Here is a 20,906-nt window from a genome sequence, read left to right on the forward strand (position 1 = left end):
CATGCAGGTTAAAGCCGATAAAAAATATAATCACGCCTGCGTAAAATAGCGGTTTGTGCCCGAGCGAGAGTGCGAAAAGTCCGTAGCAAACGACGAAAAGCGAGACGCCGATGACTAAAATTTGCTTTGTTATGCGCTTTGTTTCGCCGATCGCGCCGCCTATGCCCATCGCGATAAAGCCAAACACCGTCGCGACCGAGTAGATACCGCTGAGGTCTTTTTTATCCATGCCAAAATACTTCACGATAGCGATCGGAATCACGATAAAGGCCGCCGACATCAGCATTTTTTGCATGAAGTTGCTGATGTTCATGAGTAGTAAATTTCTGTTTGAGAGTAGCTTTACGGCCGGCATTTTGGCCTGCGAATGCGTAAATTTAGGCTCCTCGCCCACGGCTGTGTATAAAAGCACGATACAAACGACCGTAACCGCGATCGAGAGGTAAAAGAGGCTTGAAAGGCCGTATTTGGCGCTCAGTATCGGCGAGAGTATCATAGAAAGCGTAAAGCTAATGCCGATAAACGCGCCCATCATCGCCATCGCGTGCCCGCGCACCTCCTCCTTGGTCATGTCGCTCATCAGCGCGATCGCCACGGCTCCTATCGCGCCCGCACCCTGGATAAATCTACCAAAAATCATCGTGTAGATATCAGTCGCCACCGCGCAGATCGCAGCTCCAACGATAAAGACGAGCAGGCCTATTAGCATCGAGTTTTTGCGCCCGAAGCGGTCCGAGACGTAGCCGAAAACCACCTGAAACGTGATCTGCGACATCGCGTAAACGCCGATGAGAACGCCGACTAAAAACTCGGTCGCCCCCTCAAGCTCGAGCGCGTAGACGCTGATAACTGGCAAAATGATAAAGAGTCCAAAAAACCTGCTGCCGATGATAAAAGATAAAGGTAATGCGCTTTTTACTATCATAAATTTTCCTTTTTAAAGGAGTGATTTTACCCGAATTTTGATAATACGTAAATTAAAGTCGAATTTGATAAAATGCGCGGGATAAAAATAGCATAGCGAAGTATTTTTTGGATTATTTTTACGGTTGCATAGATGAAATTTTGCGTAGGCTAGGCACGTAGCCTGCCGAGCAAAATTTTAGCAGGCTACGTAAAAAGAACCAAAAAGACAAGCTAGAAAAAGGAAAAATTTTGAAAATAGTTTTAGCCACTTCCAACTCCGATAAAGTAAAAGAGATCAAGGATTTTTTAAAAGATTACGAAATTTACGCATTGCGCGAAATTTGTGAGCCTTTTGAGATCGTCGAGGACGGCGCGACATTTGTCGCAAACGCGCTAATCAAAGCTCGCGCGGTGCATGCTAAACTGCGTGAGCTAAATTTGGCGGACGAGTTTATCGCGTTAAGCGACGATAGCGGCATCAGCGTGGAGGCTCTTGGCGGCAGGCCCGGGATTTACTCCGCGAGATTTAGCGATATGAACGAGCTGGGTCAGATAACGGGCAAAAGCGCGACCGATGCTAGCAACCGCGCAAAGCTGATCTCGGAGCTAAATGCGCTAAATTTAACCAGCTCGCCCGCGTTTTACACCGCTTGTATCGCGGTTAGCTCAAATTTGGGCGACTTTACGGCGCACGGCTTTATGCACGGAACTGCGATTTCCCAGGAGCGCGGCAGTAACGGCTTTGGCTACGATAGCCTCTTTATCCCCAAAGGCTTTACGCGCACGCTTGGCGAGCTAGACGACGCTACAAAGCTAAAAATCTCTCACCGCTCAAAGGGGCTTGAGCTCATAAAGTACGTGTTAAAGAGCCTTGATAGAAAATTTGGGCGCTAAATTTCAAGCGCTAAAGAAAAAACAAATTTGTGCGGCAAAAACCTGGCTAAATTTGCCGTCCCTTAACGCTAGCGCGGTATAATCGCGCAAATTTAAAATTTGAGACGAAGATGAATCTGGTTTTATTCGACTTTGACGGAACGATCACGCGCGACGACTCGCTGCTGGAGTTTATCGCCTACGTCGTGGGATTTAAGAAATTTTTTAGGGGGATTTTTTGGCTTTCGCTCGTTTTGATCGGCTATAAGCTAAAAATTTGCAGCAACAACTACGCTCGTAGGCGGCTGATGACTTACTTTTTTGCTGGCATGAGCTCGGATAAATTCGCTCAAATTTGTAAAAAATACTCAAACACGCACATTGAGGATATCGTGAAATTTTCCGCGATGGCAAAGATCGCCGAGTATAAAGCAAACGGCGACAAGGTCGTGATCGTGACGGCGTCGCTCGAGGACTGGCTAGCTCCGTGGTGCCAGGCACAGGGCATTGAGCTACTAGGCACTCGCATCAAGAAAAAGGGCGGCGTGATAACGGGCGAGATAGACGGCGCCAACTGCTACGGCGCGGAGAAGGTGCGCCGCGTGCGCGAGGCGTATGATACGGACGCTTTTGAGCGCGTGATTGCATACGGCGATAGCAGGGGCGATAAGGAGATGCTGGAGTTTGCCGACGAGGCTCACTATAGGGCGTTTGAGTGAGAGGGCTGGCGACTAAGAAAACTGCAAACTAGTCGTAAATTTAAAAGCTTTAAATTTGAGCACTTGCGCGGCAAAATTTAGAGGTTAGCGAGCTTTTGCGCGGGGTAAATCGGAGCGCACGGGCTGAAATTTGGCGCCGGAATGTTTGACCAAATTTGCTAGGCGCTTTTTAGTTAAGCTCAAATTTGTTCGTCCTTGCCGTAATGGCTCCAAATTTAATGCAGCTCATATAAATTTGACCCGGTGCGCGTTTAAACCGTGTTAGCGTAAATAAAAATAGCAAACGCGGCGCTATTTGTTTTAGCTTAAATTTTAGGTCAAATTTACAGCTTTTTTCTTTGTGAAAATGCGCCATTCTTGCGGCTCAAATTTGACCGTTAAATTTACCCGCAACCCCAAACGCCAAAACTCAAATTTAGCCCCAAATTTAGACCATTTTTAGCACTTCGACTATTTCGCCCTTTGCTATAAATTCGGTCTCTTTTGGGATGATTAAAAGCGCGGCGCCCCCTGTTAGGTTATTTACGATCGCCGAGCTACCAAGCTTCTTGCCGTCTAAATTTACGTAAATTTTGCCGTCTCGATTTATTAAATTTACCGCAGTAAATTCCAAAAACGGCGAGCGCTTTTTGTAGTCCTCGTCCATGATCGCCGTGATTTTGGGCTCGCTAGCGCCAAACCACGCGTTTAGCAGCACGCGCACGTAGAGCACGCACATCACCATCGCCGAGTACGGGAAACCCGGCAGCGCAAATATATATTTTTCGCCCGCTTTTGCGACCTTGATGTGGCGGCCCGGTTTGATCGCGGCGCCATCTATGATGATGTCGAAATTTTCACCCAGCGCGCCTTTTACGAAGTCGTAGTCGCCCATGCTGATGCCGCCGGTGGTGACGAGCACGTCGGCTGATTTTAGCGCGCGGACGATTGCGTCTTTTACGAGCTCGGCACGGTCGCGTACTATCTCGCACAGTACGGGTTCGCCGCCCATTTTGCGCACCATCGCCGCGATGCCTACGTGATTTGAGCTGTGGATCTGCGCGGCGTTTTCTAGCGGCTCTCCGAGGTCTTTTATCTCGCTTCCAGTCGCCAGTACTGCGACTCTGGGCCGCACAAATACGCTAACGTTAAAGATCCCAAGCTCGGCTAACAGCGCAGTCTCGGCGTAACCTATCGTCGCGCCTTTTTTGATTAGGATTTCGCCTTTTTTGTAGCTTTCGCCCACTTCGCGCACGGCAAAGCCCTTTGGTACGGGTTTTTTGATGAGGATTTTGCCGCCTGATACCTCGACGTTTTCGACAGGGATTAGCGTGTCGGTGCCTTCGCTCATTAGCGAGCCGGTGAAGGTTTTGACGCATTTTACGCCCCCCACCTTTAGCCCTTTATCGCTGCCCGCAGGCAGGTCGGTGATGAGCTCAAGCTCGCTCAAATCCTCTTGCCACGCAAACGCGTATCCGTCCATCGCAGAGACTGGCTTGGCGGGGTAGTTGTCCTGTGCCACGATATCTACGGCGATGCGGCGATCAAGTGCTTGTGTGAGAGTGACCTTTTCTACGCGGTCCCAAGGAGCCAGCGTAGAGCGTAAAATTTCAAGAGAGGCCTCGTAACTCATAAATTCTTTCATTTTTTATCCTTTTTGATTCCCCATAAATGACGGATTTCAAGCTTTAAAATTTTAAACCCGTTTCGGTTACGGACGACGAGTCCGCGCCCTCACGGATTAAAATTTTAAAGTTAAACTACGCCTATTATGTCTGGAATATTTCTACCGATTTTACTAAATTTAATCGTAAATTATGCTAATAAAGCATAGAAGTTTATTATTAAGCCTGCAAAAAGCGCACGAATTTAGTTATAATAACTCTCAAATTTAAGTAAAGGACAAGCTTTGAATCAAATCGCTAAAACGCCCCAAGACGTTGTCGCCTTACTCATAGAAAAAAGGAAAGAATTTGACGATCCGAAAGAATTTATCGTATCGTTCGGCAAAGACGAACTAGGCGAGTTTGAGAAGCTAAACGGCGATATGGATATGAAGGTCGGCGACTTGCTTAGTATGAGTCAAAGCGTGGGAAGCTCGGTCGGCGAGTCGCTAAAGTCGGTCAAAAAATACTCCGCCGAGCTTATAAAAGCAAGCGACAAGATGAAGGAGGGCGGACTGGGGGCGAAATTTATAAATTTCTTGCTCGGCAAAGACCTGGCCGCCGAACTAGCTAGCAAATATCAAAGCGTGTCAAGCTTGTTTGAAGAAATCACGGCAAATTTAAAACACTCCATAAACGTTTTAGAAGCTAGAAACGCAGAAATCTCCGAGAAGCAAAAGGAACTCTCGCTCATCATCGAAAGTCTAAAAGGCAAGATAGAAATTTTAAGCAAAACAGACGAGCTCATCGAAAATTTAGCGGCAAATCAAATAGACGAAGAACAGAAAAAATTTCTCCTCGAAGAGGCGCTATTTTACATCCGTATGCATTTGCAAAATTTGCAACAGGTGCTTGTCGTGATGCAGCAAAGCCTCGCAAACTACGCTACTATCAAGCACAATAACTCGCTTTTAAGTTTCGCCACGCAAAACACGATCACAACTAGCATCACGGCGCTAAAAACCAACGTCTATATCGCAAGTGCAGCACAAGAAGGCAAAAAGCAGCTAAAAGCGGTTTCTGAGATGGACAAGCTAGCTAGCGACGTTATCCTAAAAAATGCGCAGGACGTAAACGATACGGCAACAGACGTGATGGCAAAGGTTGCAGGCGGTGCGCTAGATAACCAAAACCTTGAAAAAGCGATAAATTTGATGATAGATTCGCTAGATAAGATAGAAAATTTCAAAAACGAGGCGCTGCCGAAGATGAAAGAAAATATCGCCAAAATATCGCAGATGAGTAAGACGCTGGGAAGCAAGGTAAATAAGCTCGAAAAGATCGAGCAAAGCGACGTGTATAGCATAGAGTAGAGCGGAGTAAAGGTCAAATTTGACCTCGCAAGCGGCAAAATTTAAAAACAAAAGGTAAAAGATGGATCAAATTTTAGAGCTTCTCGGCAATAACCTCATATTTTCCGTTCCGCTGGTTATCGTTGTAGTTTTCGCCTTGCTTGAGGTTATTTTGATGATGACCGGATTTTCAGCGCTTGAGCCGATAAACGGGCTATTTGACGGAACGGACGGCATAGATGCGCCCGGCGCCGAGTTGTTAGCTTGGGCAAATAAAGGCGGCGTGCCGAGTACGATTTTTTACGGGATTTTGCTTATGAGCTTCGGGGCGTGCGGGCTTTTTATCACCGGCGTTTTTTACGGCTCCGCCTCGCCTGCGTGGTATATGAGCGCGGTTATCGCTGTAGTTTCGTTTTTTATCGCTTTGACTTGGACTAGATGGGTGAGCTTGCTTGCGGCAAAGTACCTGCCTCAGGTGCAAACGTCGGCCTTTAGTAAAAAGGAGCTTCTTGGCTGCGAATGCGAAGTAAAGGACTATAAAATCACAAAAGAGCAAGGCGGAGACGTCAAGGTCACGGATAAAAACGGCAAGGAGCGTTTTGTCTTTGCGCGGGCTGCGGATGAAAACGAGCTTATAAAAGGCGATACCGCGCTCATCGTTAAAATCGATAAAAATAACTTTTACGTCAGGAAAAAATCATAAATTTAATCAAAGGAGAATAGTATGAACATTGACGGAATGACTTCTTTGGCCGTATTTGTCGGCATAGGACTCTTTTCTATCATCATTTTGGGTATCGTCTTTTCGAGGCTTTACCGAAAAACGACAAAGGAGCTTACGTTCGTGCGAACGGGCTTTGGCGGCGAAAAGGTCGTCGTAGACGGCGGCGCTTTGATACTGCCGATACTGCATGATTATATCGACATAAATATGCAGTCGATGAAGGTCACGGTAGCTCGTTCCAAAAGCGATAGCTTCATAACCAAAGACAGGATGCGCGTGGATATTACGGCTGATTTTTATATCAGAGTGGGCGAGGATAGAGAGTCTATCTCGCGCGCGGCGCAAACGCTGGGTAAAAAGACGATCGATCTGCGCGAGCTAACCGGGCTGATAGAAGGCAAGCTCATCGCTACGCTCCGCTCGGTGGCAAGCTCGATGGAGATGAAGGAACTACACGAAAAAAGGGATGAGTTTAGCTCACAGGTCAAAAATGCTATCGAAGCCGATCTATCTAAAAACGGCCTTCAACTAGAGTCCGTCTCTCTAACGTCGCTAGATCAAACGGCTAAAGAGTTTTTTAACGAAAACAACGCTTTTGACGCAGAAGGTTTAACAAGCCTAACCCAAACTATCGAGGAACGCAAAAAGCTACGAAACGATATCGAGCGCTCGACCGAGGTACAAATCGCGCAGAAAAACTATGAAACGCAGTCGGAGAAATTTGAAATCCAAAGAAAACAAGCCGAGGCCGAAGCCACGCAACAAACCAAGATAGCGAATTTCCAAGCCGAGCAAGAAGCGCTAAGAGCAAAAGAAGCCGAAAGTAGGCGCAAGGAGGCCGAAGAAGCCAAGATCGTCGCGAACAAAGCTATCGAAGAGGCGCAGATAAACAAAGCAAAGGCTATCAAAGAAACCGAGATCGAAAAGGAAAAAGCTCTCGAAATCGCCACTCAAAACAAAAACATCGAGATAGCCAAGAAAAATCAAGAAGTTGAAGAGGTCAGGATCGCCGCTCACAAAGCCATCGAACAGGCTGAAATCGAAAAGGCCAAAACCATAGAAACGGTGGAGGTGCAAAAGGCCAGAGTTGTCAAAGAAGCCGAGATAGAAAAGGAAAAAGTCATTGAGCTGGCAAATCAGAGCAAAAATATCGAAATCGCTAAAAAAGTCGAAGAAGAAGCCGTGGCTAAAACCCTAGCCAACGAGAAAAAGGCGCTAGAAGCCGCGTCGCTGGAAAAGATCAAAACCGCCTCCGAAATAGAACAAGCCGAACGTATCAAAAAGCTAGCTCTAATCGAAGCACAGCAAGACGCCGAGCAGCTATCTATCGAAAAAACCGTCGCCGCAAAGGCTGAAAAAGAGGCCGAGGAAAACCTAGCCGAAGCTGCCAAAATCAAAGCGATGGGCACAAGCGAAGCGCTAAAGATCAAAGCTACCGCAGAAGCCGAAGCCATAAAGATAACGGCTGAAGCCAACAGGCTAAACTACGAGGTCGAGGCTAAGGGTAAAACCGAGATAAATAACGCCGAAAACATCGTCTCGGCGGCGATTTTGGAAAATAGATTTAAGCTCGCCTTGATCGAGTTTATGCCGCAAATCATCGCCCAGGTCGTAAAACCCGCAGAGAAAATCGACTCTATCAAAATCGTGCAAATGGCGGGCATGGGCGGCGCAAATCAGGGCGGTGCGGGTTCAAATGCTAACGGCGGCGTTAGCAACGCTGGAGCATCTCTCTCCGATCAAATCGTAAATGCGTCTCTAAACTATAAAGTAAATGCACCGATAATCGACGATCTAATGAAACAAGTCGGCATCGATCTAAACGGCGGGATACAAAATATCGCCTCGCCCCTGCTGGACGGTTGCGAAAAAGCTAAAGACGCGTCAAATTTTAGCGCAAAAGAGACTGAGAAATTTAATGTAGCAAGCGAACAAAAAGACGGCAAGAAAAAGTAAATCTAGCCTCAAATTTGATTAAAGTTGTGTAAAGGGGCGGCACACTAGCGCGGTAAAGCCGGCTAAATTTGGCCGTCCTTTTTTACAATCAAAACAATAGCTGCTTTTTGTGGTTGTTTTTGGCATATTTTGAGCTGTCTGCACGGCTGTAAATTTAACATCTACAAATTTTAAACACGTTTAATATTTATGTAAATTTAACTGCTTAAGTTAAATTTTATATTCCCTTTCAAATTTGATTAAATCGCAAGCAAATTTTATTAATTTTTTATTTTAACATCAGTAAAATACAGCTTAAGAAATCGGGTCGATTTTACCTTTTCAAAGGACACTTCATGAATTTTTCAAACACAAAATGGTTTATCGCCTCAGGTACGGCGCTTGGCGCTTTAGGCGCATTGCTTGTGTATTTTGGCAACCCCGGCAACATGGGGGTTTGCGCGGCTTGCTTTTTGCGCGATACGGCGGGAGCGCTCGGCTTTCACCGCGCAGGAGTCGTGCAGTACGTGCGCCCGGAGATCATCGGGCTCATTTTGGGCGGCTTTTTAGCTAGCGTGCTTTGGACGAAGGAGTTTAGCGCTACCACGGGTTCGTCGCCTTTCGTGCGCTTTTTTCTCGGATTTTTCGCGATGATTGGCTGCCTCGTGTTTTTGGGCTGCCCGTGGAGGGCGTTTTTGCGTCTTGGCGGTGGCGATATGACGGCGATTGCAGGAGTCGTCGGTATTTTTGCGGGCGTGTGTGCGGGCGTATTTTTCAAAAAGCTCGGCTACGGCCTCACGCACGAGACTAAAACTCAGGCCGCGATAGGCGTTTTGCCGACGGTTATCGGTATTTTGCTGCTTGCTGCGCTTGCGTTTGGGCTAAAGCTCGGCGAAAACGGCGCGCTTTTTAGCTCTGCAAAGGGCCCCGGCTCCATGCACGCTCCGATCCTGATCTCGCTTGGATTTAGTATCGTCGTGGGCGCGCTAATGCACAAAAGCAAATTTTGTAGCGTAGGGGCGTTTGGTAGGCTTTTTAAAGGGGATTTCTCGATGTTTACTGGGATCATCAGTATCGTCGTTTTTGCCAGCATTGTAAATTTGGCGCTCGGGCAGTATAAATTCGGCTTTGAAGGCCAGCCTATCGCGCACAACGACGTGGTTTGGAACTTCCTTAGCATGACGCTAGCAGGGCTTTGCTTTAGCCTGAGCGAAGGCTGCCCGGGCAAGCATCTCGTGCAAATGGGCACGGGCAATCTAAGCTCGGTTATATTTGTCATCGGTATGGCGGCAGGTGCGGCCGTAGCGCATAACTTCTTGCTCGCTAGCTCTCCTAGCGCCATAACGGCAGCGGCTCCGTGGGCGGTAGCGATGGGGTTTGTTTTTGCGGTTTATGTGGGATTTTTCCATAAAAAAGCCGCTTGATTCCCCATAAACGACGGATTTCAAGCTTTAAAATTTTAAACCCGTTTCGGTTACGTATTTCATATACGCGCCCTAACGGGTTAAAATTTTAAAGTTAAACTACGCCTATTCTGTCTGGAATATTTGTCGTATATCTTGCTAAATTTATAAATTTGACATTTTCGCGGCGCGGGTCTCGGCGAGCGAAAGACGTAAATTTAACTTATATAAAAAGCGAGCTTGAATTTGACAAATTTGATGGCGGCTAAGAGTAAAAAGCAGGCTAAAACATAACCTAGCCTGCAAGAAATAAATCTTTTATCTAAAAAGTAGTCAAATTTGCTCGGCTCGTATACCAAACCAAAGCCGAGTCAATTAAATTTAGCCCAAAAGCCCCGCCCCTTTTATCGCTTGACTGCGCTCTTTTGCGTAGATGCGCTCGCCTCCTATGACGTCGTATTTCCAGATCGGCGCGTTAGCTTTAAAGTCCTCGACAAACTCATTTATCAGCCGCAAGGCGACCTTTCTTTGCGGGCTAACGACACCTGCGACATAGGAGCTCTCGTGTACCGGCACGTCTCCGCGAGAATGCGCGAAAAGTACGTATGCGCCCAGATCCTTTGCCTTTTGCTCCCAGCCCGCTAGCCATTTGCGCAGGATCGGCTCGTAGATGTCAAAGCTAAGCGCGCTGATGCCGCCTTCCTCGCGCACGATGCCGGTAAACGTGATGAGCGCGCCGCAGTTTTTGTCCTTAAACTCGTCGTACCAAGCGTTTGTGATCGCTTTGGCGTCGAGACTTCCATCAAATATCTGCATCTTAACCTCCGCAAACTGGCGGTAAAATGGAAATTTTATCCCCGTCTTTTAGCGGCGCGTCTAGCGAGCTTGCGATCTCGTCGTTTACGGCGACGGCGCAGATTTTTAGCCACTCGCCAAGCTCCTCGTATTCGCCTAGTTTTTCTTTTACTTCGCTTAAATTTGCCGCTTCCAGCTTTAAATTATTCATCTTTATCGGGCCCAAAAACTCGATTTCTACCATAAATTCACCTTTGAAATTAAATTTTTTTCTTGATTTTACTTAAAAAAATATTTAGATATACTTACGCCAAATTTTAAACGAAAGAGCCCTAATGAACGAAATCTTAAGCAAAATAAAAACTCCTGCCTACATCTGCGAAGAGGCCAAGGTGCGCGCAAATCTCGAAATTTTAAAACGCGTCAAGGATGAAAGCGGCGCAAAGGTGCTAGTCGCCCTAAAAGGCTTTGCATTTAGCGGCGTGATGGGGCTTGTCGGCGAGTATCTAGACGGCGCGACGTGCAGCGGCCTACACGAGGCTAAATTTGCCCAAAAACACGTTCGCGGCGAGATCCATACCTATTCGCCTGCATTTAAAGACGAGGACATAGATGAGGTGCTAGCTCTCTCAAAGCACGTGGTTTTTAACTCCTTTGCACAGTGGGCTAAATTTAAAGAAAAAGCTCTGGCCGCAGGCGTTACCTGTGGGCTTCGCGTAAATCCCGAGCTCTCCGTCGCGCCGACTGACGCGTATAACCCGTGCGGTCGCTACAGCCGACTGGGTATCACGCGCGCAAATTTCGACGCTGACGCGCTTGATGGTATCACGGGACTGCATTTTCATGCGCTTTGCGAGGAGAGCGCGCAGAGCCTGGAGACCGTGCTGATGGCGTTTGAGGAGAAATTCGGCGAGTTTATCCCGCGCATGAAGTGGGTAAATTTCGGCGGAGGACATCACGCAACCAAAGAAGGCTACGACGTAGATCTGCTCATAAATTTGATTAAAAATTTCCGCGCAAAATACGGCGTCGAGGTCTATATAGAGCCCGGCGAAGCGGTGGGCTGGCAGACGGGATTTTTAGCCGCTTCGGTGCTTGATTTCGTACAAAACGAAAAAACCATAGCCATCCTAGACGTTTCAGCCGAGGCGCATATGCCTGACACCGTGCTGATGCCCTACCGACCAGCGGTACGAGGCGAGAGCAAGGGCGGTAAATTTAGCTACCGTTTGGGCGGAAATACCTGTCTAGCCGGCGATATCATGGGGCTTGACGCGGGCGAGCCGGAGTATAAATTTGACGCGCCGCTAAGCGTGGGCGATAAAGTGATCTTTGAGGACCAGATCCACTACACGATCGTGAAAAACACGACCTTTAACGGCATAAAGCTGCCTGATTTGCTACTTTTAAAAGAAAACGGCGAGCTTGTAACCGTGCGGGAATTTGGCTTTGAAGAGTATGAGAGGCGAAACTAAATTTGCCTCCTGAAACTGCGCCCTTTAGGGTGCAAATTCGACGTTTGGGAGGGCGCCGTTTGTGGCTGTAAATTTAAATCAAATTTTACGCCAGGTTTCTGCCTGATATGCGCGTGCGCTAAACCCGTAGCTTTTCGGATTTAAATTTTGAAATTTGGTTTATCGCCCGCCAAATTTGCCGCAAATTTAATCACAAACGAAGTTAAATTTAAGATAAATAAAATCTAGCTTATATAAATGAATTAATATAGCGGATTATAAATTTGACCTTGATTTTGATAAAAAAGCGCCACAACTGCCTAAAAATGCATTGTTTTGACGCTAAGCTTGCATTACGTTATTTTTTGATATAATTTCATGAAAATCCGCAAAATTTAGCCTTTGGCTGGATGCCGACCACGACGAGCTTTTTAAGGCGGAAAACAAAACCAAAGGGAGATAGCATGACGAGAATTTTTAGTTTGCTTTCGGTCTTCGCCTGTTGGGTCTTCGCTATCGAGGCGAGTCCTAGCACAAACCAGTACCAGAGCAATATCTGGGCTGCGGGTAGAATCGAGAACATTAAGCCTTACGAAGACGGTTTGGGGCCGATTTTCACGTTCATTCAGGGCAACGACTACTTCGCTATAGCCGTTTTGTCGCTGATTTTAGCCGTGATTGGGGCATTTGCTTTGCATTTTTTGATTATCGGGCCAAAGCATTTTAGTCACGACGGGAACAAAGTCTATGCATTTAGCGTAATAGAGCGCGTCGCTCACGGGCTAGCCGCGATCTCGTGGATAGTACTGGTACCGACCGGTATCATCATGATGTGGGGTGCGGAGCTTGGCGGCGGAGCTTTCGTGAGATTTTGTAAAAATATTCACGGGTTAGCCACTATTATATTTGCGGTATCCGTATTACCGATGCTGATAGCTTGGACGAAAAGAATGCTACCGACGATCTACGACATCAGATGGATGCTGATCGTAGGCGGGTATCTTTCAAAAGTTAAGCGACCAGTGCCTGCAGGTAAATTTAATGCTGGTCAAAAAGCATGGTACTGGGTCGCTATCCCCGGCGGTATCGTGATGATACTAACCGGTGCCGCGATGTTCTTCTTAGATTTTAAAACGCCTGACGTCGCTACTTGGCTAGGCGTACCGCAAATCGAAGTTTTAAGAGCTTCTGCACTAATCCATAACGTGCTTGGCATCGTGTGTGCGGTATTTTTCCTAGTGCACATCTACATGGCTGCTATCGCGATACACGGCGCTATCTGGTCGATGGTAACGGGATATAAAGAAGAAGAAGAGGTTTATGTGCTTCACCACTACTGGTATCAGGAACTCATCTCTAAAAATAAAATTCCCGTATCTGAATACGAAAAAACTTACGCAAAATTAAAATAATAAAAAAGGAGAAGTTTTTCTCCTTTTTTTATTTTAAAGCCTAGGCTGAAATCCGCCTTTTATACGAAATTTAAAATCTTTTAGATAAAATTCCCCTCAGACTTCAGGTTGAAGAGTAATAAATTTAAGGAAAAATCATGCAAATCGATTGTAGAAATTTGGCTTGCCCTGAGCCCGTTATTAGGACTAAAAATGCGCTTGAAGGATTAAAAAATGGCGAAAAGCTTGAAATTTTAGTAAATTCTATCGCTCCAAAAGAAAACATAAGCCGCTTTTTAAAAAACCAAAACGTCGAATTTAGCGTAGAGCAAAACGCTGCCGAGACGAAAATCACCGCCGTTAAAGGCGAATCCAAACTTGAGCTAACGAATTTTGACGAATTCGTCTGCGAAATCACGCCAAAGAATAAAAAAACAGTCGTTTATCTAAATGAAGAATACGCCGGAAGCGGCGACGTGGGCGTTAGCTTGCTGTCTAAATTTTTAGGAGCGCTTTTGCAGGTAGAAAATAAGCCCGAATACGTAATCTGCGTAAATAATGCCGTCAAAATGACGACAAACCGCGCTCATCCAAGCTTCAAACCACTTAAGGATTTAGAAGCTGCGGGCGTTAAAATTTTAAGCTGCGGCAGCTGCCTAGAGGCGTACAAGCTCGTAAGCGACCTAAGCGTCGGCGAGATGTCAAACGCCTACGAAGTCATGCAAATTTTAACTACGCACGAGCAAATCAAACTATGATTTATAACGACAAACGTCTCACGAAATTCGTCCGAGCGGCGGGTTGAGCGGCCAAGCTTGACCCGTCGGGTCTAAACAAAACTATCGGCGATTTAAATTTAGCTCACCCAAATTTGCTCTCAAACATCGGCACAAACGAAGACGCAAGCGTCTTTAAGATCACGGACGACATCGCGCTCGTGCAGACGCTAGACTTTATCACGCCGGTGGCGGACGATCCGTTTATATTCGGTCAGATCGCAGCCGCAAACAGCCTAAGCGACGTGTTTGCGATGGGCGGCAAGGTACTAAACGCGCTAAATATCGTCGGTTTTGACAGCTGCAACCTAAGCGGCGAAATTTTGGGCGAAATTTTACGCGGCGGGCAGGATAAGGTCGCCGAATGCGGCGGCGTGATCGTGGGCGGACACACGATAGAGACGCAGCAGATGTATTACGGGCTTAGCGTCACGGGCGTCGTTTCGCCGAGCTCCTTTTGGTCAAACAACACCGCGCGCGAGGGCGACGCGCTCATACTTACAAAGCCGCTGGGAACGGGCATTTTAAGCACGGCGATCAAGGCCGATCTGCTAAATTTAACCCAAATCGAACAGGCCGTCGAGACGATGCGGCAGCTAAATTTCTACGCCGTGGACGCGCTAAAAGGCATCAACGTAACGGCGGCGACCGACGTCACGGGATTTGGCTTTTTGGGGCATTTAAGCGAAATGCTAAACGACAAAATCAGCTTTGAAATTTACCCTGATAACGTTCCCGTGATAGCGGCCGCGCGCGAGTTTGCCGATATGGGCATCATCCCCGAGGGCAGCTATAAAAACCGCGAATTTGCGAGTAAATTCGTTAGCGGCGACGCTGATATCTTGCTTTACGATGCGCAGACTTCGGGCGGATTACTGCTAGCGGTACCGCAAAGTGAGGTAAATTTGGCTCTTTCTCGTCTAAAAGAGGCGGGTTATGAGAGCTCGGTAGTCGTAGGTATAGCTAAAAAACGCGGCGAATACGGCATAAATTTACGGTAGCCGAGCTTTAAATTTAAACGCGCAAATTTAATCAAATTTGACGGGTTTAAATTCGGTCAAATTTTGAAATATCAAGTTTAAAACGGCAAGCCCGCCAAATTTATTTATATAAACCGGCAAAGCTCCTGAGTCTATAAATTTAGTTAAATTTGAGCCGTCTAAAATACAAAAAAAGCTAAAATTCTTAAAAATGAAATTTAACTAAAATAAAAAATCATAGCAAAATAAAACAGCAAATTTACGCGTAATCCCGTGTTCAAATATCCGTAAATTTAGCTATTTGTTCGCAAACCAAATTCGTTAAATTTCTAAAATATTTACCCAAATTTTAGAGTAATCTGCAATGTATTATCAAAAATATTCCGTATTTTAAGCGAAAATATAAAAGAATTAAATTAAAACCACAATCTAATCTTAACGAAATAAAGGAGATAAAATGGAATTTTTATCGTTTCTCTTTCTGGCTATAGCCGTTTTTATAGCTTGGAAAAACCTGAAAAAGAGGGCTTAGCGTTTGGCGCATTTGCCGTGGGGACGGCGATTTGCTTTATTATGTTTTTCATCGCCAGCTGGACGTCCCTGCTGCCTTACGCGGCGTATTAGGAGGGCGTGATGAGTTTTTTTAACGATAAAAATTTCGATTTTATCATGGCTAGCGTGGTCTTGCTTGTGCTTGCTATCCCCGTCGGTATCGCAAATATCTATCTTGGCTACGTCATCGGCGAGGGTCCTTGCGCGCTTTGCTGGTGGGAGCGCATCGGCATGGTCGTAGTCGGCGTCGCGGGTATCTTGATACTGCGCTACGGACTAAAGGCATGCTACATAGCTGCCGTGCTTTTCGGCGCTACGTATGGTATTTTTATGACGCCAAGACACGCTAGCTTTAGCTTGTATAGAGACGTCGGCATGGGCTTTGGCGGCTATATATTCGGCGCGCACACCTATACGTGGGGCATTTTAGTGTACTGGGTCGTGGTTGTAGCGATGGGGCTTATGATGCTTTTTGCCAAAGATAAGGTCGTCTCTGGCGATATCTCGCGCTCGGACACTAGGATCAAGCCTCTTAGCGCATATTCTAAATTTGTTATCGCATTAAGCCTCTTTGTGATCCTATCAAATGCCGTTCAGGCGCTCATCTCGGCAGGCATCCCTCCCTATAGTGGCAAGGGCGATCCTGAGCGTATCAGCCTAAACAACACTTGGACGTCAGGCGTTTGGAAAAGGTTCGAAAAGCCGTTTTCATTTGTCGGCGCAAACGTCGTCGAGGATCCGTTTATAGCGGGCGAACCTAAAGATATAAGCGTCAAATTTAACTCTGATCCAAGTGCCGGCGCGTTTACGGGCGTAAAGCCTGCGCTTAGCGTGAAAAACAGCTTCCCGCTTCCTTTTGAGACAAAGGGGATTTTCGGCAAAGGCGTAACGAGCGGACTTGCGTACAACGCTAAAAACGATACTTTTGGCATCTCAAACACCGAAGGCGGAGTTTATTTTACGGATGCGAATTTTAAAGAGATCGCTCACGCCATCATCGACAAGCCAAACGGCCGCAATATCAAAAAAGCCGTCGCATCGACATTTGTCGGCGATATGCTGGTGACTACGGGCTTTAACAAAATAACATTCGCCGTTAAACCTGCCCAAAATGTGGACGCGTATCACGAGTGGAGATATTTTAGAGAGAGTAGCGGCGGACTCGAGTCTGCGTGGAAATTTGACCGTCCGGCGCTTTTAACGATAAGGGCGAAAAAACAATACGTCCTAACGCTCGCAAAAGACCCGCAGAGCACATATATGTATATGATTACGGTGTCAAACGAGCGCGCTAAAAACTTGATCCTCATCAAAGTCGATAGCAAGGATAAGATGCTAAGCGGCGAAACCATCGTGACGTCAGCCCTCGCGCTAAAAGATAAACGCGATCTAAAAGACTACTATGTCACGGCTGGCGATATCGCGGGCGGTAAGTTTTTGGTCTACTCCAAAAACTACAACACCTTGCTCGTGATCGACCTTGCGGAGGCGAAGGTGATTGACGCCTACGCGATGCCGCAAATAGGCGATATCTCAGGCATGGCGATAAAGGGCGGTAGCATCTACGCTCTAGCTCATAAAGATGGCAAAGTAAACGTCGTAGAGCTAAACAATCCTCTGGGCGAGCAAATTTAACCCCCGACTAAGGCAAATTCGTCCGTTTTGCGCGGGCAAGTTTGCCTCTATCCTAAATCCTCTTTAAGCTTAAATTCGGTCAAATTTTATATAATTTGGCGTAACCATAAAAACCAAAGGAGCGAAAATGAATTTTTTAGAATCGATGAAATTTCGTCATGCATGCAAGATCTTTGACGAAAGCAAGAAAATCAGCGCGGGCGAATTTGACTTTATCTTGGAGGCGGGCAGGCTAAGTCCTAGCTCGGTTGGGCTAGAGCGGTGGGACTTCGTCGTCGTGCAAAACGAGCAGCTCAGGCAAAAAATCCGCGAAGTCTCGTGGAATCAAGTGCAAATCACCTCTTGCTCGCATTTGCTGGTCATCCTTGCTAAAGTCGCCGAGGTAAAAAGCGTGGGCGAATACGTGGAGAAGATGATTGATCGCCGCGGAGATAAGGCGCCCGAGATGATTGCCGCGAGGAAGAAATTTTACGGCGATTTTTTAGAGGGACGCTTTCATCGCGATGACGAGCTAGTTTTTCACTGGTCGAGCAAGCAGTGCTACATCGCGGCGGCAAATATGATGACCGCGGCGGCGAGCCTAGGTATCGACAGCTGCCCTATCGAGGGCTTTGACGCAGCGGCTTTAAATAAAATTTTAGGCCTTGACACGAGCAAGCAGCGCGTGTGCCTCATGGTGCCGTTTGGCTACCGCGTAAAACCGCAGCCAAAAAGATACCGCCGCGAACTAAGCGACGTCGTGAAGTGGGTTTATTAAATTTAGTAGCTATGCAAATTTAATGCGGTCGGCGCGAGCTTTACGCGATTTTGGTGCCGACCGAGTTTTAAATTTGAGTTTTTGCTGCTAAAAATTTGACGCAAATTTAAATTTGCCGAGACGACAAAAATGAAAACGAACCGATAAAATTTACGTCGGTAGAGAAAGCGTACGCCTACGGCGACTTGAAAGTACCAAGCACAGTTTGTCCGCTTTTTTAGCGATTTTGACGACTAAATTGCCGTCTGGCAAGCCATCCGTGCTATCTGGGCCGGCCTGTAGTAAAACGCGGGCGGCGCTAGGGGTGGGATAATCATCTGTGTTAAAAAGACACCTACGCGATTGTTCCGTGCGATATTTTATCTTTTGCGAGAGAGTATTCGACCGCGCTGCATGATGGAAATTGGTATTAGATAATTAAAGCGCAGTATTTATTTTGCGAGCGGCTTGGCAGATCTGCTCAAATTTAAGAGGCAAAATTTAGAACAACTTCAAATTTGCCGATTTTATAAACTCCAATTTGCCGAGACTGCAAATTTAGCCAAATTCAAATTTGGCTAAAAATTATCGCCCTGCCCGTTTAGCAGCTTATCCACGACGTAAACGGCGATCTTTTTAGCGCCGTTCATGCTGATGTGCATGCCGTCGTCCTTGCGCAGCGGCTTTTTGTCCGCGCCCTCTTTTAGATACTTGCCGTTATCGCAGATCGCGCCGCTGATATCGATGTAGCGCGCGCCGTATTTTTGCGCCGAGTCCTTATAGATCAGGTTTAGCGCCTTCATTTTTTTGTCGAATTTCTCGCTCTTCATGCACGGTACTCCCAGCCACACGACCTGCGCGCCGTGCTGCCCTGCGATCTCGTAGATCTCGGCGATCCTGCCCTCATACGCCTCGCGCCATGCGTCGGTGCCAAAGTCTAACGCCTGCTCGTCAAAGGTGTAGCTATAAGCGTCGTTTGCGCCAAAAAGCGCGAATATCAGCAGATTTTGCGGGCGATTTTCTAGGCCTGCTAGTGCCGCTTTTAGCTCCTCGCTCCAGTCGTAAAATTTCTTATTTGTTAGCCCCGTGCTTGCTTTTGCCATATTTTTGATTGAGATTTTGCTCGTTTTTAGTGCGTTTTCAAAGCCCCAGCCAAAGCCTTGCATTATGGAGTCGCCTATCAAAATGACGCCTAAATTTTCATTTAGCTCGATATCAAAAGCCGCGGATTTATTTGTTTTATTTGGAGCACTCGGCGTTAAATTTGACGCTATCGAGCCGTTTTTATCTAAATTTAAAGCGGTTTTAGCGGGAGAAATTTGAGCGGTTTGCGCCGTCAAATTTACCTCTTTTACCGTGCCGATACTAGGTGTTAAATTTTGCGTATTTTGAGCGTTTAAATTTGCGGGTTCGGTTTGCGAGGCGGTTAAATTTTGCTCCGTTTTAGCACTAGTTGCGACCTGTTTTTTATCGCCCGAAAAAGTGCTAGTAAGTTTATCGATGGCCGATTTTACGCTTTGCAAGCCATCCTCGGCCGCGTTTATAAATTTATCGCTCAGCGCCATCGCGCGCTCGTCCGTGATGAAAAAATCCTTTTGATATTTGGCTTCGTAATAGTTTGACAGCGGTCGCAAAAATAGCGCAATCAGCGTAAAAAACGCGAGAAATACCCCAAAAAACGCTCTCATTAAAATCCTTGATATATAAAGTTAGGCATACCGGACGGCATCAAAAAGTAAATAATTATCCCAAAAATCACCAAAAAAACGGCTGAAAAAAGGGCGTTTATATTCTCAAAAAATTTAACTAAAATCGGATAAACGTCAAGCGCGGCGTATAAAAATACAAAGACAAAAACGCCCGCAAACAGCGTGCAAATGGCAAGAAGCTCGCCGCCGGAGTTTCTAAAAATAGCTCTGATGTAGCGCACCGCTCCCTCAAAATCCATCGTGAAAAAGACCCAAACCATACTCACGAAAATAAACGTAAAATATCGCCCCAGCATCGCCGAGTTTAGCCATTTGCGCTCGCTAGTTAAGTTTAAAAACACGACTCCAAGGCCATGGATGAGCCCCCAGAGTAAAAAGCTAAGCCCCGCTCCATGCCAGACGCCCGAGATCGCAAAGACTAGCATCACGTTTAGCTGTGTTTGCGCCGCCGTGCCGCGACTGCCTCCCAGTGGGAAATAGACGCACTCTTTGAAAAAATTCATAAGGCTGATGTGCCAATTTTGCCAGAAAATTTTTAAATTTCGCGCCGTAAAAGGGCGGTTGAAGTTTTGCGGTAAAACAAAGCCGCACATGAGTCCAAGCGCCGTTACGAAGTCCACGTAACCGCTAAAATCGGCGTAAAGCAGCACGCTGTAGCCAAAAAGAGCGCCTAGAAGCTGTGAGGCGGGTAGGGTGGGCGCGGCAAAAACGGGATTAATTATCTCGAAAAGATGATTTGCGACGATGAGTTTTTTAAAAAGCGCGGAGCACAAAAGCGCGAATATGGCGGGGCTAGCGCAAAAAACCTTGGTAGAGTTTAGCGTCTCGAAAAAGGGCTTTGGCCGCAAAATCGGGCCCGAAATAATCGCGGCAAAAAAGCTAAGAAAAATCAGCGTATCAATGTAGCCGAGCGCCTCTAACTCGCCCTCTCGCACGGCCTTTAGCAGCAAGATGCTCATAAACGAATAAAACGAAATGCCAAGCGGAAGCGCGATGGTTTCAAGTCTCATGACGCCAAATTTGATCGTAAAATAGCCGCCGTATTTAAAAAACGCAAGCGCGCAAAGCACGAAAATAACGCCGGCGGCAAACGAAATCGCGGAATCCTTGTTCTCGCTCGCCCTGGCAAAAAGAAAAATCGCCGTGCTAAAGATAAAATTTATGATTAGAAATTTAAGTCCGAACGAGGCTAAAAATAGATAAGAAAAAGCGAGTAAAACGACTTTTTGTAGGTGCGGGCGAGCGTTTAAAAAATAATAAATCGGCCAAAAAATAAAAAAGCACAAGCCAAATTCTATGGAAAAAAGATTCATATCCCGCCTAAATTTTTGCGTAATTATATAAAAAAATTATTTTGGATTAGGTTAAATTTACGTTTGACGG

19 protein-coding genes are annotated in these 20,906 nt (G+C 46.5%); 12 read left to right on the plus strand and 7 right to left on the minus strand.

Annotated features, from left to right (window positions below; translation table 11 throughout):
• Positions 1-925, minus strand: a 925-nt coding sequence (locus tag Q0546_RS05540) for an MFS transporter (RefSeq protein WP_298791267.1), incomplete at its 3' end; no start/stop codon positions are given.
• A 230-nt stretch (positions 926-1,155) separates the two neighbouring features.
• Here Q0546_RS05540 and Q0546_RS05545 point away from each other — a divergent pair.
• Both Q0546_RS05545 and Q0546_RS05550 read left to right on the plus strand, forming a co-directional pair.
• On the plus strand, positions 1,156-1,800 hold the full coding sequence (locus tag Q0546_RS05545) for a non-canonical purine NTP pyrophosphatase (RefSeq protein ID WP_298791269.1): 645 nt from the start codon (positions 1,156-1,158) through the stop codon (positions 1,798-1,800).
• Positions 1,801-1,910: 110 nt separating this feature from the next.
• The gene (locus Q0546_RS05550; protein ID WP_298791271.1) at positions 1,911-2,498 is read left to right on the plus strand and encodes an HAD-IB family hydrolase; all 588 of its coding nucleotides are present in this window, start codon (positions 1,911-1,913) and stop codon (positions 2,496-2,498) included.
• 169 nt (positions 2,499-2,667) lie between these two features.
• Here Q0546_RS05550 and Q0546_RS05555 read toward each other — a convergent pair whose 3' ends face one another.
• Both Q0546_RS05555 and Q0546_RS05560 read right to left on the minus strand, forming a co-directional pair.
• Positions 2,668-2,853 (minus strand): hypothetical protein, encoded by a 186-nt coding sequence (locus Q0546_RS05555; protein ID WP_298791275.1) that lies wholly within the window; start codon positions 2,851-2,853, stop codon positions 2,668-2,670.
• A 72-nt stretch (positions 2,854-2,925) separates the two neighbouring features.
• Positions 2,926-4,122 (minus strand): molybdopterin molybdotransferase MoeA, encoded by a 1,197-nt coding sequence (locus tag Q0546_RS05560; RefSeq protein ID WP_298791277.1) that lies wholly within the window; start codon positions 4,120-4,122, stop codon positions 2,926-2,928.
• 264 nt (positions 4,123-4,386) lie between these two features.
• Between Q0546_RS05560 and Q0546_RS05565 the strand changes: the two genes are divergently transcribed.
• The 4 genes from Q0546_RS05565 to yedE all read left to right on the plus strand — a co-directional run bounded on the left by Q0546_RS05565 (position 4,387) and on the right by yedE (position 9,516).
• A complete protein-coding gene (locus Q0546_RS05565) occupies positions 4,387-5,454 on the plus strand; it encodes a toxic anion resistance protein (RefSeq protein WP_298791279.1) in 1,068 nt (355 codons plus the stop codon).
• Between the two features lie 61 nt (positions 5,455-5,515).
• Positions 5,516-6,136, plus strand: a complete 621-nt coding sequence (locus Q0546_RS05570; protein WP_298791281.1) for an OB-fold-containig protein — start codon at positions 5,516-5,518, stop codon at positions 6,134-6,136.
• Positions 6,137-6,157: 21 nt separating this feature from the next.
• On the plus strand, positions 6,158-8,113 hold the full coding sequence (locus tag Q0546_RS05575; RefSeq protein ID WP_298791283.1) for a flotillin domain-containing protein: 1,956 nt from the start codon (positions 6,158-6,160) through the stop codon (positions 8,111-8,113).
• Positions 8,114-8,448: 335 nt separating this feature from the next.
• Positions 8,449-9,516, plus strand: coding sequence for a YedE family putative selenium transporter (gene yedE, locus Q0546_RS05580; RefSeq protein ID WP_298791286.1), 1,068 nt, complete (start codon positions 8,449-8,451; stop codon positions 9,514-9,516).
• 360 nt (positions 9,517-9,876) lie between these two features.
• Here the strand turns inward: yedE and Q0546_RS05585 are convergent, their stop codons facing one another.
• Positions 9,877-10,311: a molybdenum cofactor biosynthesis protein MoaE gene (locus Q0546_RS05585; protein ID WP_298791288.1), complete on the minus strand. Its 435-nt coding sequence runs from the start codon at positions 10,309-10,311 to the stop codon at positions 9,877-9,879.
• Between the two features lies 1 nt (position 10,312).
• Entirely contained in the window at positions 10,313-10,534 is a 222-nt protein-coding gene (locus tag Q0546_RS05590; protein ID WP_298791290.1) for a MoaD/ThiS family protein, read from the minus strand.
• A 91-nt stretch (positions 10,535-10,625) separates the two neighbouring features.
• Here Q0546_RS05590 and nspC point away from each other — a divergent pair, with 91 nt between their 5' ends.
• The 6 genes from nspC (at position 10,626) to Q0546_RS05620 (ending at position 17,835) form a co-directional block, all read left to right on the plus strand.
• Positions 10,626-11,765, plus strand: a complete 1,140-nt coding sequence (gene nspC / locus Q0546_RS05595) for a carboxynorspermidine decarboxylase (RefSeq protein ID WP_298791292.1) — start codon at positions 10,626-10,628, stop codon at positions 11,763-11,765.
• A 443-nt stretch (positions 11,766-12,208) separates the two neighbouring features.
• Positions 12,209-13,156 (plus strand): formate dehydrogenase subunit gamma, encoded by a 948-nt coding sequence (locus Q0546_RS05600; RefSeq protein WP_298791294.1) that lies wholly within the window; start codon positions 12,209-12,211, stop codon positions 13,154-13,156.
• Positions 13,157-13,293: 137 nt separating this feature from the next.
• Positions 13,294-13,893 carry a sulfurtransferase-like selenium metabolism protein YedF gene (yedF, locus tag Q0546_RS05605; protein WP_298791296.1) on the plus strand — a complete coding sequence of 200 codons (600 nt, stop codon included), beginning with the start codon at positions 13,294-13,296 and terminating at the stop codon, positions 13,891-13,893.
• Entirely contained in the window at positions 13,890-14,912 is a 1,023-nt protein-coding gene (gene selD, locus Q0546_RS05610) for a selenide, water dikinase SelD (RefSeq protein WP_298791298.1), read from the plus strand. Before yedF ends, selD begins: the two co-directional genes overlap by 4 nt.
• Positions 14,913-15,524: 612 nt before the next feature.
• Positions 15,525-17,078 carry a disulfide bond formation protein B gene (locus Q0546_RS05615; protein ID WP_298791300.1) on the plus strand — a complete coding sequence of 518 codons (1,554 nt, stop codon included), beginning with the start codon at positions 15,525-15,527 and terminating at the stop codon, positions 17,076-17,078.
• Positions 17,079-17,205: 127 nt separating this feature from the next.
• Positions 17,206-17,835 (plus strand): NAD(P)H-dependent oxidoreductase, encoded by a 630-nt coding sequence (locus Q0546_RS05620; protein WP_298791302.1) that lies wholly within the window; start codon positions 17,206-17,208, stop codon positions 17,833-17,835.
• A 557-nt stretch (positions 17,836-18,392) separates the two neighbouring features.
• Here the strand turns inward: Q0546_RS05620 and Q0546_RS05625 are convergent.
• Positions 18,393-19,502, minus strand: coding sequence for a DUF459 domain-containing protein (locus Q0546_RS05625; RefSeq protein ID WP_298791304.1), 1,110 nt, complete (start codon positions 19,500-19,502; stop codon positions 18,393-18,395).
• Entirely contained in the window at positions 19,502-20,836 is a 1,335-nt protein-coding gene (locus Q0546_RS05630; RefSeq protein WP_298791306.1) for an MBOAT family O-acyltransferase, read from the minus strand. Before Q0546_RS05630 ends, Q0546_RS05625 begins: the two co-directional genes overlap by 1 nt.
• Positions 20,837-20,906 lie beyond the last annotated feature (70 nt).

It is taken from the genome of uncultured Campylobacter sp. (assembly GCF_937997465.1).
Classification (GTDB): Bacteria; Campylobacterota; Campylobacteria; order Campylobacterales; family Campylobacteraceae; genus Campylobacter_A.